The sequence below is a fragment of the Diaphorobacter sp. B2A2W2 genome (genome assembly GCF_056730635.1).
In genome coordinates this window covers 116769-133042 of record NZ_JBWZOR010000007.1, presented here as the reverse complement: position 1 = coordinate 133042, position 16274 = coordinate 116769, and the positions used below count along the sequence as shown (strand labels likewise).

The window sequence follows — 16274 nt, the reverse complement described above, 5'->3', positions numbered from 1 at the left end:
TGTGAACCAGCCCCTGCAACACACCACGGTCCTGCTCGACGAGGCGGTGCACGCCTTGCTGGGCGATGGCGATGCGCCTGCGGGCACCTTCGTGGACGGCACCTTTGGCAGGGGAGGGCATTCGCGGCTCATCCTGCAGCGGTTGGGGCCGCAAGGCCGGCTGGTGGCGTTCGACAAGGACACCGAAGCCATTCAAGCAGCGGCGCGCATCACGGATGCGCGCTTTTCCATTCGGCACCAGGGGTTCAGCCATCTCGGGGAACTGCCCGCCGCCAGCGTGTCCGGTGTGCTGCTGGACCTGGGCGTGAGCTCCCCGCAGATCGACGACCCCCAGCGCGGGTTCAGTTTTCGTTTCGATGGTCCGCTGGACATGCGCATGGACACCACGCGTGGCCAGAGCGTGGCCGAGTGGCTGGCAGATGCCGAAGCGGCACAGATTGCGGAGGTGATACGTGACTACGGTGAAGAACGGTTTGCTGGCCCCATTGCAAAGGCGATTGTTGCTCGGCGCACGGAACGCGGCCCCATTGCAAGCACCGCCGAACTGGCCGACATCGTGGCTGGCGCGGTCAAGACCCGCGAGCCGGGCCAGAACCCTGCAACGCGCACATTTCAGGCTCTTCGGATTTTCATCAACGCCGAGCTTGAGGAGCTGCAGCAGGCGCTAGAAGGCAGTCTGCGCGTGCTGCGGCCCGGTGGTCGGCTGGTGGTCATCAGCTTCCACTCGCTGGAAGACCGCATCGTCAAGCAGTTCATCGCACAGCACTCCAAGGAGGTCTACGACCGCCGTGCACCGTTCGCGCCGCCCCAGCCGATGCGGCTCAAGGCGCTGGAGCGCATCAAGCCAAGCACGGACGAGGTGGCCGCCAACGCGCGTGCGCGCAGCGCCGTGATGCGCGTGGCAGAACGCACGGAGGTGCCCGCATGAGCGACGCGCGGATGTGCCATGTCGCCACGCCGCTGCACGCGCATGCGCGGGGCGCGCTCGCTTCGCGGCACAGTCCTTCGAGCGTTGCAGGGCACACGGGAGGCGGGCGATGACGCGCATCAGCCTTGTGCTGCTGCTGGCGGTGATGGCCAGCGCGCTATACCTCGTGCATACGCAATACCAGTCGCGAAGGCTGTTCACCGAACTCGATCGCGCGGTGGCTGAGTCGCGCCGCCTGGAGACCGAGCACCAGCGCCTGCAGGTGGACAAGCGCGCGCAGGCCACGCCGCTGCGCGTGGAGCGCCTGGCGCGCGACCGGCTGCAGATGCGTACCGCCACGCCGGCCATTACCGAATACGTGACCGACGGCGGTAACGTCGTCGTGCCAGCTGGCGAGGGGCGCGCGCCGTGAGCAGCCGCAGCGTCAACTACACCTCCAGCCCTCTGCTGGCCAGCAAGACACCTGTCTGGCGCAGCAAGTTCATCGTCGCCCTGGTGGCGCTGGGTTTCGTGGGCCTGGCGGGGCGCGCCGCCTACGTGCAGGTGATCGGTAACGACTTCTTTCAGCGCCAGGGCGAGGTGCGCTTTGCGCGCACGCTGGAGCTGCCGGCCAACCGGGGCCGCATCCTCGACCGCAATGGCCTGATCCTCGCTTCCAGCGTTCCGGCGGCCAGCATCTGGGCCATCCCTGAAGATGTGGAAATGGCCAAACCCGAGGTGCGCGCCAAGCTCAAGGACCTGGCGCGACTCATGGACATGCCGCTGTCCACGCTGCAGGGCAAGCTGGCCGACGAGGACAAGACCTTCGTCTGGATCAAGCGCCAGCTCGACTGGGACGTGGGCCAGCAGATCACCGCCCTGGGGCTGAAGGGCATCTACCTGCGCAAGGAATACAAGCGCCAGTATCCCGAGGGCGAAGCCGCCGCGCACGTGGTGGGCTTCACGAACGTGGAAGACCATGGTCAGGAAGGCATGGAGCTGGCCTTCGACAAGGATCTGGCGGGCAAGCCAGGGTCGCGCCGCGTCATCAAGGATCGCCTGGGCCGCGTGGTGGAGGGCGTAGGCGCCGAAGTGCCGCCCGTGGATGGCAAGGACATGCAGCTGTCCATCGACAGCAAGGTGCAGTTCTTCGCCTACCAGAAGCTGCGCGACACCGTGCAGGCGCACAAGGCCAAGGCCGGCAGCGTGGTGGTGCTGGATGCGCGCACGGGCGAGGTGCTGGCCTTGGCCAACTACCCCAGCTATGTGCCCGACAAGCGCCAGAACCTGACGGGCGAGCAACTGCGCAACCGCGCGCTCACCGACGTGTTCGAACCCGGCTCCACCATCAAGCCCATCACGGTAGGGCTGGCGCTGGAGAGCGGCCGCTTCAAGCCCGAAACCAGCGTGGACACCACGCCAGGCCGCCTGACCATCACCGGCTCGACGATCAGCGACACGCACAACTACGGGCTGTTGACCGTGGAGGGCGTGATCCAGAAGTCCAGCAACGTGGGTACCACGAAGATCGCGATGCAGCTGCCGGCGCAGGAAATGTGGGAAACCTTCTCCGCCGTCGGCTTTGGGCAAAAGCCGCAGATCGCCTTTCCGGGGGTGGCGAGCGGGCGGCTGCGCCCCTACAAGAGCTGGCGTCCTATCGAGCAAGCCACCATGTCCTACGGCTACGGGCTGTCGGCCAGCCTGTTCCAGATGGCGCGCTCCTATACCGTGTTTTCCAACGGCGGCAAGGTGATTCCCGCCACCATGCTGAAGACCCACGAAGCGCCCGTGGGCGTGCCCGTGTTCTCCGAACGCACCGCCAACCAGGTGCGCAAGATGCTGCAGATGGCCGCGGGGCCCGGCGGCACGGGCCAGAAGGCGCAGACGGTGGGCTATTCCGTGGGCGGCAAGTCCGGCACGGCGCGCAAGCAGGTGGGCAAGAGCTACGCCTCGGGCAAGTACCGCGCCTGGTTCACCGGGCTTGCGCCCATCGACCACCCGCGCATCATCGTGGCCGTGATGGTCGACGAGCCCAGCAACGGCGTGATCTACGGCGGTGCGGTTGCGGCGCCGGTGTTCAGTGAAGTGGTGCAGCAGACCCTGCGCATGATGGGCGTGGCGCCCGACATGGCCGTCAAGCCGCTCATCGTCTCCAACGGTGTGGAGGAATCACTGTGAACGCACTGCACACGCTCACCACCCTGCAGGAGGCCGTGGACTGGTTGCGCCAGCGCGTCACGGGTACGCTGCAGACGGACAGCCGCCTGATCCAGCCGGGCGATGGGTTCATCGCGTGGCCCGGCGCGGCCACGGACGGGCGCGCCCACGTGGGCGACGCCGTGGCGCGCGGCGCTGCCGCCTGCCTGGTGGAGTGCGAGGGCGTGGAGCCCTTCGCCCTCGCGGGAGACCACATCGCGGCCCTGCGCGGCCTCAAGGCCGCGACCGGCATGATTGCCTCCGAATGGTTCGGCCACCCCACCCAGCGCCTGCAGGTGTTGGCCGTGACCGGCACCAACGGCAAGACCAGCACGGCCTGGTGGCTGGCGGATGCGCTCAATCAGCTATCAAAAGAAGAGCTGCCAGCGCTTGCTGGATGTGCGCTGGTGGGCACTTTGGGTATGGGCGTTCCGCCAGCGTTGCAGACCACGGGCATGACGACCCCCGACCCGGTGCGCCTGCAGCGCGCCTTCGCGCAGTTTGCGGACGCGGGGCGCCGTGCCTGCGCCATCGAGGCATCGTCTATCGGCCTGGCCGAGCACCGCCTGGACGGCACACGCATTCACGTGGCGCTGTTCACCAACTTCACGCAGGACCACCTGGACTACCACTCTGGCATGGCCGCCTACTGGCAAGCCAAGCGCGCACTGTTCGACTGGCCGGGGCTGCGCGCATCTGTGGTGAATGTGGACGACCCTCAGGGCGCCGCTCTGCACGCCGAGCTGCAGGGCAGCGACCTGGATCTGTGGAGCGTCTCCCTGCAGGGCCCCGCCCGCCTGCAGGCCAAGCACATCGTGCACACGGGTGCCGGCCTGGCCTTCACGGTGGCCGAAGGCGCGCATACCGAGGTGCTGCAAACGCAGGTCATCGGCCTGTACAACGTGTCCAACCTGTTGGGCGTGATTGCAGGCATGCGTGCGCTGGGGGTGCCCCTGGCGCAGGCGCTCCAGGCCTGTGCGCGCCTGCGGCCCGTGCCCGGGCGTATGGAGCAGTTGGCGGCCGCTGGCCAGCCGCTGGTGGCTGTGGACTATGCCCACACGCCCGATGCGCTGCACCAGGCGCTGGCCGCGCTCAAGCCCGTGGCGGCGCAGCGCGGAGGGCGGCTGTGGTGCGTGTTCGGCTGCGGTGGCAACCGCGACGCCGGCAAGCGTCCGCTGATGGGAGCCGTGGCACAGCGCGAGGCCGACGAGGTCATCGTCACCAGCGATAACCCGCGGGGTGAGGAGCCGCAATCCATCATCCATCAGATCCTGCTGGGCACGATTGCAGGCACCAGCGTGCGTGCCGAGGTCGACCGCGCCGCGGCCATCGCGCGAGCGCTGGCCGAGGCCGGCGCCAACGACGTGGTGCTGATTGCCGGCAAGGGCCATGAGGACTATCAGGAGGCGGCGGGCCAGCGTGTGCCGTTCTCCGACATGGCGCACGCGCGTGCAGCGCTCGCGCGCCGAGGAGGCGTGGCATGAGCCACCACCAGAACAACTCCCCCATGATGACGCTGCACCAGGCGTTTGATCTGCTGCGCGCCCGCATTCCTGGTGCGCGACTGATTGGCGAAGGTGCCACGCCGCTCGCGCGCGTGCACACCGATACCCGCACGCTGGCCGCAGGTGACCTGTTCGTGGCGCTCAAGGGTGAGCGTTTCGATGCGCACCAGTTCCTATCCCAGGCGCGAGCGGCCGGCGCCGCGGCGGCCATTGCGCATGCGGGCCTGGCCGACGCCGGTCTGCCCGGCATCGAGGTCCCCGACACCCTGGCCGCCCTGGGTGCGCTGGCCGCTGGCTGGCGCGCGCAGCGGGATCTGCCGCTGATCGCCGTGACCGGCAGCAACGGCAAGACCACGGTCACGCAAATGATCGCGGCGGTGCTGCGGGCCTGGAAAGGCGACGCCGCGCTGGCCACGCAGGGCAACTTCAATAACGATGTGGGCGTACCCCTCACGCTGCTGCGCCTGCGGCCGGGCCACGAGGCTGCGGTGGTCGAGTTGGGCATGAACCATCCCGGCGAGATCGCGAATCTGGCGGACATTGCCCGGCCCACCGTGGCCCTGGTCAACAACGCCCAGCGCGAGCACCTGGAATTCATGCACACGGTCGAGGCCGTGGCGCGCGAGAACGGCAGCGTGCTGTCTGCCCTGCCGGCCGATGGCACGGCTGTGTTCCCGGCGGCAGATGCCTTTACGCCCTTGTGGCGCGAGCTGGCCGGCACGCGGCACTGCCTGACCTTTGGCGAGGCCGCGGGCGAGGTGCGCTGCGCCGCAGCGCAATGGGGCGACGGCGCATGGCAGGTGCGCATTGACACCCCCAACGGCGCATTCGATACGCGGCTGGCCATCGCAGGGCGCCACAACGTCACCAATGCCCTGGCCGCCACGGCCTGCGCGCTGGCGGCCGGGGTGCCTCTGGCGAGCATTGCGCAAGGGTTGGCGGCTTTCGTGCCGGTCAACGGGCGCTCGCGCGCCCTGGCCGTGCGTTGCGGGGGACGTTCCATCACGGTGGTGGACGACAGCTACAACGCCAACCCCGACTCGGTGCACGCGGCCATCGAGGTGTTGGCCGCACTGCCTGGCCCGCGCCTACTGGTGCTGGGAGACATGGGCGAGGTGGGCGACCAGGGGCCGCAGTTCCACGCCGAGGCCGGTGCGCACGCCCGTGCGCGCGGCATCGAGCAGCTGTTTGCGGTGGGCGACCTGAGCGCCCACGCCGTGCAGGCCTGTGGGACGGCCGCACGGCATTTCAAGGACATGGCCACGCTGCAGGCCGCAGTGGGGCAGGCCCTGCCCACGGTGGGCAGCGTGCTGGTGAAGGGATCGCGATTCATGAAGATGGAACAGGTCGTGCAGGCGCTGCAGGCACTGCATGAGGACGGCGCCGCAGGCGCTGCCGCGCAAGGGGGAGCCGCATGCTGCTGATGCTGACCCAATGGCTGCAAGGCCTGTCGCCCGAGCTGAGCTTTCTGCGGGTGTTCCAGTACCTCACGCTGCGGGCGGTGATGGCGGCGCTGACGGCGCTGCTCATCGGCCTGATCGCGGGGCCGAAGGTCATCCGCATGCTGACCTCGCTCAAGATCGGCCAGCCGATCCGCGGCTACGCCATGCAGACGCACCTGTCCAAGAGCGGCACGCCCACCATGGGCGGCGTGTTGATTCTGGGCTCCATTGCCATCTCCACGCTGCTGTGGTTCGACCTGTCCAACCGTTTCGTGTGGATCGTGCTGGCCGTGACGCTGGGGTTTGGCGCCATCGGCTGGGTGGACGACTGGCGCAAGGTGGTCAACAAGGACCCCGAGGGCATGCGTTCGCGCGAGAAGTATTTCTGGCAATCGGTGATCGGGCTGCTGGCCGCGTTGTACCTCGTATTCAGCATTTCCGAGAACTCCAACACGCGGGTGTTCGAGCTGTTCATCACCTGGGTGCAGTCCGGCTTTTTGATGGACCTGCCGCCCAAGGCAGGCCTGCTGGTGCCGTTCTTCAAGGAAGTGAGCTACCCGCTGGGGGTGCTGGGCTTCGTGATCCTGACCTACCTGGTGATCGTGGGCTCCAGCAACGCCGTGAACCTGACCGACGGCCTGGACGGCCTGGCCATCATGCCCGTGATCATGGTGGGTGCCTCGCTGGGCATCTTCGCCTACGTGACCGGTAACGCGGGCTATGCGAAATACCTGCTGTTCCCTTATATCGCCGGCTCGGGCGAGTTGTTGATCTTCTGCGCCGCCATGGCGGGCGCGGGCCTCGCCTTCCTGTGGTTCAACACCCACCCCGCCCAGGTTTTCATGGGCGACGTCGGCGCGCTGGCTTTGGGCGCTGCGCTGGGCACGATCGCGGTCATCGTGCGCCAGGAGATCGTGCTGGCCATCATGGGCGGCATCTTCGTGGTGGAAGCGCTGTCGGTGATGCTGCAGGTGACCTGGTTCAAGTACACCAAGCGCAAGTATGGCGAGGGCCGGCGCCTCCTCAAGATGGCGCCACTGCACCACCACTTTGAGAAGAGCGGCTGGAAGGAGACGCAGGTCGTCGTGCGCTTCTGGATCATCACCATGCTGTTGTGCCTCGTGGGTCTGACCACGCTGAAGCTGCGATGAACACCGGCCACCACGATCCCCTGCACCCCGACGCATTCGGCGCCGCAGCGACGACTGTGCCGCCGGCGCCCGCGTCCGCGCCCGGGGAGCGGGACGACGCGTTGCCGCAGGATGCGGCGCACGACAGTCCGCCGCAGGATCTATCGCCCTTGCCAGCGCCCGCGCAAGATGCAGCGGCGCGCTATGACTACACCGCACCCGCGGTGTCAGCCGCGGCCGCCGCTGCCGAGTTCGTGGCGCGCATCTTTGCCGACGCGGCTCCGGCGGAGGGTGGCGCTGGCACGTCTGCTGAAGACCCCCCCGGTTCTCCGGCTGCGGACCACGCCGTTGAGGAGCCTGCCGTCGCGTCCGAGGAGGCCCCGCAGGCGCCGCCCGCGCTTGCCGGCAAGCAGGTGCTGGTGCTGGGTCTGGGCGCCTCGGGCCTGGCCATGGCGCGCTGGTGTGTGCGCTGTGGTGCGCAGGTCACCGTGGCCGACACGCGCAGCAGTCCGCCGCAGCTGGCGGTGCTGCGCGCAGAACTGCCGCAGGTGGAGTTCATCGCCGGCGCCTTCGATGAGACCCTGGTGCAGGGGCGCGCGCTGCACGCGGTATACCGCTCGCCAGGTCTGAGTCCGAATGAGATTGCTCCTGTTGTTATAGCTGCTCGCGCCCGCCAGATAAGCGTGGAAGGCGAATTGGGTTTGTATGCGCAGGCGCTGCGCGAGCTGCGCGCCGGTCAGGGCTACGCGCCCGCGGTGCTGGCCATCACCGGCACCAATGGCAAAACCACCGTGACCTCGCTCACGGGGCTGCTGGTGGAGTGCGCGGACAAGCGCGTGGCGGTGGCCGGCAACATCGGCCCCACGCTGCTGGATACGCTGGCGCAGCACATCGACGCGGGCACGCTGCCCGAGGTGTGGGTGCTGGAGCTGTCGAGCTTTCAGCTCGATGGCGTGCAGGGCTTCGAGCCCACGGCCGCGGCCGTGCTCAACATCACGCAGGACCACCTGGACTGGCACGGCAGCCTGCAGGCCTACGCACAGGCCAAGGGGCGCATCTTCGGCGAAACCGGCCTCATGGTGCTCAACCGCGAGGACGCGGAAGTCATGGCCCTGCTGCCGCCGCCAGTGCGCGTGAAGCTGCAGAAGCCCCAGTTGCGCGCACACGTGACCTTCGGTGGCGACATGCCGCAGCGCCCGGGGGACTTCGGCATCGAGGTGGTCAGCGGCATGGCCTGGCTGGTGCGTGCACACGAAGCGGACGAAACGGCCAAGCGCGGCAAGGCGCAGGACGCCGAGCTGCACATCCAGCGCCTGATGCCCGCCGACGCGCTGCGCATCCGCGGGCGGCACAACGCCATCAATGCCCTGGCTGCGCTGGCGCTGGCCCAGGCTGCGGGCTGCCCGCTCGCGCCCATGCTCTACGGCCTGCGCGAATACCGCGGTGAGCCGCACCGCGTGGAGCCCGTGGGCATCGTGCGCGAGGTGGAGTACTTCGACGACAGCAAGGGCACCAACGTGGGCGCCACGGTGGCTGCGCTGACCGGGCTGGGCGCCGACCGGCGCTTGGTGGTGATCCTGGGTGGCGACGGCAAGGGTCAGGACTTCTCGCCGCTGGCCGCGCCCGTGGCGCGCTATGCGCGCGCGGTGGTGTTGATCGGGCGCGACGCGCCGCAGATCCGCGCCGCGCTGCAGGGCTGCGGCGTGCCGCTGCAGGACGCCGCCACGCTGCCCGAGGCCGTGCAGTTGGCCACACAGCGCGCCCATGTGGGCGACGCCGTGCTGCTGTCGCCCGCCTGCGCCAGCCTGGACATGTTCGACAACTACGCGCACCGCGCTCGCGTTTTCTGCGAAGCCGTGCAGGCGCTGGCCGAAGACGCCGGCCAGACGCTGGAAGGAGGGACGGCATGACCGCCGCGACCGCCGCTTCCCGTCCCTCGTTGTGGCAGCGCATGCGGGCCTGGGCGGGTGCCGCGCCGGCCGCAAACGCCGACGTCCTGCCCGTGCGCGTGGGCGGCACCGAATACCGGCGCACGGCCGCCACGCCCGCGCGCGTGCTGGGCTTCGACCAGGCGCTGCTGTGGGTGGTGGTCCTGCTGCTGGCCTTCAGCGTGGTGATGGTGTATTCAGCCTCGATCGCCATGCCGGACAACCCACGCTTTGGCAACATCGCGCCCACGCACTTCCTGCTGCGCCACGCGATTGCCATCGGCGTGGGGTTCGTCGCGGCACTGATCGCGTTCCAGGTATCGATGGACACCTGGGAGCGCATGGCGCCGTGGTTGTTCGTGGCCTCCATCGTGCTGTTGATCGCGGTGCTGATCCCGCACGTGGGCACCATGGTGAACGGCGCGCGGCGCTGGCTCAGCCTGGGGTTCATGAACTTCCAGCCGTCCGAGCTGGCGAAGTTCGCGGTGCTGATCTACGCATCGGACTACATGGTGCGCAAGATGGAGGTCAAGGAGCGGTTCTTTCGCGCCGTGCTGCCCATGGCCGCCGCCGTGGCGGTGGTGGGTGCGCTGCTGCTGGCAGAGCCCGACATGGGCGCCTTCATGGTGATCGCGGTGATCGCCATGGGCATCCTGTTCCTGGGGGGCGTGAACGCGCGCATGTTCTTCCTGATTGCGGGTGTGCTGGTGGCGGCCTTCGCCATCATGATCGCCAGCTCACCCTGGCGGCGCGAGCGCGTGTTTGCCTACCTCGATCCGTTCAGCGAGCAACATGCCCTGGGCAAGGGCTACCAGCTCTCGCATGCGCTGATCGCCATCGGCCGCGGCGAGATCTTCGGTGTGGGGCTGGGTGGCAGCGTCGAGAAGCTGCACTGGCTGCCCGAGGCGCATACCGACTTCCTGCTGGCGGTGATCGGCGAAGAATTTGGCCTGGTGGGTGTGCTCACGCTGATCGTCGCCTTCCTGTGGATGACGCGGCGCATCATGCACATCGGCCGCCAGGCCATCGCGCTAGACCGCGTGTTTTCGGGCCTCGTGGCCCAGGGCGTGGCGATATGGATGGGCTTTCAGGCCTTCATCAACATGGGAGTGAACCTGGGGGCGCTGCCCACCAAGGGGCTGACGCTGCCGCTGATGAGCTTTGGCGGATCGGCCATCCTGATGAACCTGGTCGCCATCGCGGTGGTCCTGCGTGTGGATTACGAAAACAAGCTGCTCATGCGCGGAGGCCGTGCATGAGGAACCTTATTCACCGCCTCGGGCTTGTGGCAGTGCGTCGGTACTGCCGGCTTGCCATGCCCCTGCGCGCGCGCCGCGCACCAGGAGCGCCGACATGACGTCACGTTTCGGCCACAGCCAGCACCCCCGCCGTGGGCGATCCGCGCGCGCGCGGGCCGGACGGCGCGAGGGCGTTCAGTCCAACTTTCCCGCGACGCAGGTCCTGGAGCGCTCTGCGCACTCCCTTCCCGCGCGCCAACGCACGGCGCTGGTCATGGCCGGTGGCACGGGTGGACATATCTTTCCTGGCCTGGCACTGGCTGAGGCGCTGCGCGAACGTGGCTGGCAGGTGCATTGGCTGGGCACGCCCGGCAGCATGGAAGAGCGCCTGGTGCCGCCGCGCGGTTTCGCGTTCGAGCCCATCGACTTCTCCGGCGTGCGCGGCAAGGGTCTGAAGACGCTGCTGGCCTTGCCGCTGCGGCTGGCACGCGCATGCCTGCAGGCGCGCGCGGTCGTGCGCCGGCTGCAGCCGGACGTGGTGATCGGCCTGGGCGGGTACGTCACCTTCCCTGGCGGCATTGCCGCGCGCCTGGCGCGCAAGCCGCTGCTGCTGCACGAGCAGAACTCCGTGCCCGGCATGGCCAACAAGCTGCTGTCGCGGCTGGCCACGCGGGTCTACACGGCCTTTCCCAATGTGCTGCCCGATGCGCAGTGGGTGGGCAACCCCATGCGGCGCGCCTTCACGCGCCAGCCCCGTCCCGAGCGGCGCCTTGCCGGGCGCGAAGGTCCGCTGCGCCTGCTGGTGGTGGGCGGCAGCCTGGGCGCCAAGGCGCTCAACGACATCGTGCCCCAGGCGCTGGCATGGATCCATGAGCAGGACCGCCCCATCGTCACTCACCAGAGCGGAGAGTCCCAGATCGAGGCCTTGCGCCGCAGCTACGCGGCGGCGGGCGTCGAGGCCACGCTCACGCCGTTCATCGAGGACACCGCGGCCGCGTTCGCCGAAGCGGACCTGGTGCTGTGCCGCGCGGGCGCCAGCACGGTGACGGAGATTGCGGCCGTGGGGGCTGCGGCGGTGTTCGTGCCGTTCCCGCACGCGGTGGACGACCACCAGACCACCAACGCGCAGTACCTGGTGAAGGTGGGCGGGGGCTGGCTGGTGCAGCAGGCCGACCTGACCGCCCACGGCCTGGCCGAGATGCTGCAGAACATGAAGCGCCAGGACCTGCTGGCCAAGGCGCAAAAGGCACGCACGATGCGAAAGATCAACGCAACCCGCGACATCGTCGCGGCATGTGAAAGGCTGGCACGATGAAGCAGGCCATTCGCCACATCCACTTCGTCGGCATCGGCGGCTCCGGCATGTGCGGCATTGCCGAGGTGTTGCACAACCTGGGCTATGTGGTTTCCGGCTCCGACCTGGCCGACAGCCCCACGCTGCGCCGCCTGCAGTCACTGGGCGTGGCCACCCATGTGGGCCACGCGGCGGCGCACATCGCTGGTGCGGACGCCGTGGTGACCTCCACCGCTGTGCAGGCCGACAACCCCGAGGTGCTGGCCGCGCGTGAGCGCAAGATTCCCGTGGTGCCGCGCGCGTTGATGCTGACCGAGCTGATGCGCCTGCGCAAGGGCATCGCCATTGCCGGCGCACACGGCAAGACCACCACCACCAGCCTGGTGGCCAGCGTGCTGGGGGAGGCGGGGCTGGACCCGACCTTCGTGATCGGCGGGCGGCTGAACAGCGCGGGTACCAATGCCAAGCTGGGCCAGGGCGAGTACATCGTGGTCGAGGCCGACGAGTCGGATGGCTCGTTCCTCAACCTGCTGCCCGTGATGGCCGTGGTCACCAACATCGATGCCGATCACATGGAGACCTACGGCCACGACTTCGGCCGGCTCAAGCAGGCATTCGTGGACTTCCTGCACCGCATGCCGTTTTACGGCACGGCCATCCTGTGCATCGACAACCCGGCGGTGCGCGACATCCTGCCGCTGGTGACCTGCCCGGTGACGAGCTACGGCCTGTCCGAGGATGCCGAGGTGCGCGCCGTGGATGTGCGTGCCGTGGGCACGCAGATGCATTTCACCGTGCAGCGGCGCAACGGCGTGACGCTGCCGGACCTGCAGGTCGTGCTCAACCTGGCCGGCGAGCACAACGTGCTCAACGCCCTGGCGGTGATCGCCGTGGCGGCCGAGCTGAACGTGCCCGACGAGGCCCTGCTGCGCGCACTCGCCGGTTTCACCGGGGTGGGGCGGCGCTTCCAGCGCCACGGCGACCTGCCCGCGCAGGGTGGGGGGCACTTCACGCTCATCGAGGACTACGGGCACCACCCGGTGGAGATGGCGGCCACGCTTGCGGCCGCGCGCGGGGCGTATCCGGGGCGGCGCTTGGTGCTGGCCTTCCAGCCGCACCGTTACAGCCGCACGCGCGACTGCTTCGAGGACTTCGTCAAGGTGCTGGGCACAGCCGATGCGGTGCTGCTGACCGAGGTCTATGCCGCGGGCGAGGCGCCCATCGTGGCGGCCGACGGCCGGTCGCTGGCACGCGCACTGCGCGTGGCCGGGACGGTGGAGCCGGTGTTCATCGACAACGTGGCCGACATGCCGCAGCGCATTGCCGCGGGCGTCCGGGATGGCGATGTGGTGCTGTGCATGGGGGCGGGCTCGATCGGTGGCGTACCCGCCAAGGTGGTTGATTTGCTACAAAAAAATGAGCTGTTAGCGCAGGAAGGACGGGCGCAATGAGCCAAAATGACCCCAAGATTGATGTGAAGGCGCTGGGCAAAGTGGCTGTGCTCATGGGGGGCACGTCGGCCGAGCGTGAGGTGTCGCTGATGTCGGGCGGCGGCGTGCTGCAGGCGCTGCGCTCGCGCGGCGTGGACGCGCATGCGTTCGACCCCGCGCACAGTGATCTGTCGGAGCTCAAGGCCCACGGCTACAGCCGCTGCTTCATCGCGCTGCACGGCCGCCATGGCGAGGACGGTACGGTGCAGGGCGCGCTGGAGCTGCTGGGCATTCCGTACACCGGTCCCGGCGTGATGGCGTCCAGCATCGCCATGGACAAGATCATGACCAAGCGCATCTGGCGCGCGGACGGCCTGCCCACGCCAGACTGGCGCCTGGTGTCCAGCAGTGCGGAGACGGCCCAGGCCTTCCAGGAGCTGGGCGCGCCGATGATCGTCAAGCCCTCGCGCGAGGGCTCCACCATCGGCCTGACCAAGGTCACTTCGCTGGGGCAGTGCGAACAGGCGTATCGACTGGCCGCGCAGCATGACCCCGAGGTGCTGTGCGAGCAGTTCATTGATGGTGACGAGACCACCTGTCCCATACTGGGCCAAGGCGCCGAGGCGCGCGCGCTGCCGGTGATCCGCATCGAGGCGCCGCAAGGCAACTACGACTACCAGAACAAGTACTTCACCGACGTCACGCAGTACCACTGCCCGAGCGGCCTGCCCGAGGCCGAGGAGCGCGAGATCCAGCGCATCGTCGTGCAGGCTTACCGTACGCTGGGTTGCCGCGGCTGGGCGCGCGCCGACATCATGATCCGCGCGAGCGACCGCAAGCCCTTCCTGCTGGAAATCAACACCTCGCCCGGCATGACCGGCCACTCGCTGGTGCCGATGTCGGCCAATGCCAGCGGCATCAGCTACCCCGACCTGTGCCTGCGCATCCTGGCGAGCGCGTCGCTGGACGCGCTGCAGGGCCGGGCCGGTGCGGCAGGAGGACGGGAGCCGGTATGAACAACACGCTGCCCGCACCGCTGGACGTTCGCCTCATGAACATGACCGCTACGGTCCTGTTCCTGGGCTGCGCCCTGGCCGTGCTGGCGGTGGGCGGGGGCTGGCTGCTGCGCCACCCTGCGTTTTCGATCGGGCGCATCGTGGTGGAGGGCGACCTCGTGCACACCAGCGCGTTGAGCCTGCGTGCCAACGTTGCGCCGCAACTCGTGGGCAACTTCTTCACCATCGACTTGCAGGCCGCGCGCCGCGCCTTCGAGCAGGTGCCCTGGGTGCGGCAGGCTTATGTGCGCCGCGAGTTCCCCAGTGGATTGCGCGTGCAGCTGCAGGAGCACGACGTGGTCGCCTACTGGGGCGCCGAAGGCAGCGACACCCTGGTCAATAGCCGGGGCGAGGTCTTTGAAGCCGACGCGGGCGACCTGGAGCAAGACAACCTGCCGCGCCTGATGGGCACGCCCGAGCGCTCCGCGGAGTTGCTGCAGATGTACCGCCAGCTGGCCCCCGCGTTGGCGCCGCTGGGTTCCGGCATCGACTCGTTGCAGCTCACGGGGAATGGAGGCTGGCGGGTCACGCTGGACAGCGGTGCGGTGCTGGAGCTGGGGAGTGGCTCGACGCAATTGCTGATGCAGCGCGTGTCGCGCTTGGTGCACACGTTGCCGGACGTGGCGCAGCGGCAGGGGCGTCGTGTGGATGCGCTGGAGTACGCCGACTTGCGGCATGAAAGCGGCTATGCGCTGCGCCTGCGCGGCGTCACCACCGTGAGTACGGATGCACAGAAGGCGGCTGCGCTGCGCGCGGCGTCGCGTGCGCGCAGGGCGGGGCAGAACAACTGAGGGCAGGACAGAGAACTATGGCAAGAGAATACAAAGACGTGGTCGTGGGGCTGGACATCGGCACCGCCAAGGTCATGGCAGTCGTCGCTGAAGTGCTGCCCGGGGGCGAGCTGAAGCTGGCCGGCCTGGGCGTAGCCCCCAGCAATGGCTTGAAGCGCGGCGTGGTGGTGAACATCGACGCCACGGTGCAGAGCATCCAGCAGGCGCTGAAGGAGGCCGAGTTGATGGCCGACTGCAAGATCCAGCGCGTCTATACCGGCATCACGGGCAGCCATATCCGCGGCCTCAACTCCAGCGGCATGGTGGCCGTGAAGGACAAGGAGGTCACGCCGGCGGACGTGGCGCGCGTGGTGGAGACGGCCAAGGCCATCAACATCTCCAGCGACCAGCGGCTGCTGCTGGTGGAGCCGCAGGAATTCGTGATCGACGGGCAGGATGTCAAAGAGCCCATCGGCATGAGCGGCATCCGCCTGGAGGCCAAGATCCACATCGTGACCGGCGCGCAGAGCGCGGCCGAGAACATCATCAAGTGCGTGCGCCGCTGCGGCCTGGAAGTGGAGCAGCTGATGCTGAACCCGCTGGCGAGCAGCCAGGCCGTCCTTACCGATGACGAGCGCGAACTGGGCGTGGCCGTGGTGGACATTGGCGCGGGCACCACCGATGTGGCCATCTTCACCGGGGGGGCGATCCGCCACACGGCGGTGATCCCGATTGCGGGCGACCTGATCACCAGCGATATCGCGATGGCGCTGCGCACACCCACCAAGGACGCCGAGGACATCAAGGTGGAGAGCGGCTACGCCAAGCAGTTGCTCGCCGACCCTGAGGCGCAGGTCGAGGTGCCAGGCCTGGGCGACCGCAGCCCGCGCATGCTGTCCAAGCAGGCGCTGGCGGGTGTGATCGAACCGCGCGTGGAGGAGATCTTCTCGCTGGTGCAGCAGGTGATCCGCGAGTCCGGGTATGAGGAGGTGCTGTCCTCGGGCATCGTGATCACGGGCGGCAGCTCCGTCATGCCGGGCATGGTGGAGCTGGGCGAGGACATCTTCCTCAAGCCCGTGCGCCGCGGCATCCCGAAGTACTCCAGCGCGCTGGCCGACATGATTGCCCAGCCGCGCGCCGCCACGGTCATGGGCCTGCTGGAAGAGGCGCGCCTGGCGCGCCTGCGCGGCTTCAAGGTGGCAGCCAAGAGCGGCTCGGTGAAGACCGCGTTCGGCCGGTTCAAGGACTTCATCGTGGGGAACTTCTGACATGACCTTCCCCCCGCTCTGGATGGCACGCGCCAGTCCGCCGCCGCGGCGCCGCGGGCGATGGCGAAGTACCGCGCCTCCGCCCGACGGCAATGACCGTCCCCTAACAAA

The 16274-nt window shown here is 68.5% G+C and carries 13 protein-coding genes; all 13 read left to right on the top strand.

What is annotated here, in order from left to right; genetic code table 11:
- Position 1 precedes the first annotated feature (1 nt).
- The 13 genes from rsmH to ftsA all read left to right on the top strand — a co-directional run bounded on the left by rsmH (position 2) and on the right by ftsA (position 16163).
- The gene (rsmH, locus tag AC1PPL_RS13195) at positions 2-928 is read left to right on the top strand and encodes a 16S rRNA (cytosine(1402)-N(4))-methyltransferase RsmH (protein ID WP_312302250.1); all 927 of its coding nucleotides are present in this window, start codon (positions 2-4) and stop codon (positions 926-928) included.
- A 109-nt stretch (positions 929-1037) separates the two neighbouring features.
- A complete protein-coding gene (gene ftsL / locus AC1PPL_RS13190) occupies positions 1038-1340 on the top strand; it encodes a cell division protein FtsL (protein WP_015914268.1) in 303 nt (100 codons plus the stop codon).
- A complete protein-coding gene (locus tag AC1PPL_RS13185; protein WP_088888338.1) occupies positions 1337-3085 on the top strand; it encodes a peptidoglycan D,D-transpeptidase FtsI family protein in 1749 nt (582 codons plus the stop codon). Before ftsL ends, AC1PPL_RS13185 begins: the two co-directional genes overlap by 4 nt.
- The gene (locus AC1PPL_RS13180) at positions 3082-4587 is read left to right on the top strand and encodes a UDP-N-acetylmuramoyl-L-alanyl-D-glutamate--2,6-diaminopimelate ligase (RefSeq protein ID WP_479973475.1); all 1506 of its coding nucleotides are present in this window, start codon (positions 3082-3084) and stop codon (positions 4585-4587) included. The genes AC1PPL_RS13185 and AC1PPL_RS13180 overlap by 4 nt, the downstream gene beginning before the upstream one ends.
- Complete coding sequence (locus AC1PPL_RS13175; protein WP_479973474.1) at positions 4584-6032, top strand: UDP-N-acetylmuramoyl-tripeptide--D-alanyl-D-alanine ligase; 1449 nt, start codon at positions 4584-4586, stop codon at positions 6030-6032. Before AC1PPL_RS13180 ends, AC1PPL_RS13175 begins: the two co-directional genes overlap by 4 nt.
- Positions 6023-7201: a phospho-N-acetylmuramoyl-pentapeptide-transferase gene (gene mraY / locus AC1PPL_RS13170; RefSeq protein WP_011806767.1), complete on the top strand. Its 1179-nt coding sequence runs from the start codon at positions 6023-6025 to the stop codon at positions 7199-7201. Before AC1PPL_RS13175 ends, mraY begins: the two co-directional genes overlap by 10 nt.
- A complete protein-coding gene (murD, locus tag AC1PPL_RS13165; RefSeq protein ID WP_479973473.1) occupies positions 7198-9090 on the top strand; it encodes a UDP-N-acetylmuramoyl-L-alanine--D-glutamate ligase in 1893 nt (630 codons plus the stop codon). The genes mraY and murD overlap by 4 nt, the downstream gene beginning before the upstream one ends.
- Positions 9087-10367 (top strand): putative lipid II flippase FtsW, encoded by a 1281-nt coding sequence (gene ftsW, locus AC1PPL_RS13160; protein ID WP_011806765.1) that lies wholly within the window; start codon positions 9087-9089, stop codon positions 10365-10367. Before murD ends, ftsW begins: the two co-directional genes overlap by 4 nt.
- 94 nt (positions 10368-10461) lie before the next feature.
- Positions 10462-11661: an undecaprenyldiphospho-muramoylpentapeptide beta-N-acetylglucosaminyltransferase gene (murG, locus tag AC1PPL_RS13155; protein ID WP_011806764.1), complete on the top strand. Its 1200-nt coding sequence runs from the start codon at positions 10462-10464 to the stop codon at positions 11659-11661.
- Positions 11658-13091: a UDP-N-acetylmuramate--L-alanine ligase gene (murC, locus tag AC1PPL_RS13150; RefSeq protein WP_479973472.1), complete on the top strand. Its 1434-nt coding sequence runs from the start codon at positions 11658-11660 to the stop codon at positions 13089-13091. The genes murG and murC overlap by 4 nt, the downstream gene beginning before the upstream one ends.
- Complete coding sequence (locus AC1PPL_RS13145) at positions 13088-14086, top strand: D-alanine--D-alanine ligase (protein ID WP_015914261.1); 999 nt, start codon at positions 13088-13090, stop codon at positions 14084-14086. The genes murC and AC1PPL_RS13145 overlap by 4 nt, the downstream gene beginning before the upstream one ends.
- On the top strand, positions 14083-14916 hold the full coding sequence (locus AC1PPL_RS13140; RefSeq protein WP_015914260.1) for a cell division protein FtsQ/DivIB: 834 nt from the start codon (positions 14083-14085) through the stop codon (positions 14914-14916). Before AC1PPL_RS13145 ends, AC1PPL_RS13140 begins: the two co-directional genes overlap by 4 nt.
- 17 nt (positions 14917-14933) lie before the next feature.
- Entirely contained in the window at positions 14934-16163 is a 1230-nt protein-coding gene (ftsA, locus tag AC1PPL_RS13135) for a cell division protein FtsA (protein WP_015914259.1), read from the top strand.
- Positions 16164-16274: the final 111 nt, after the last annotated feature.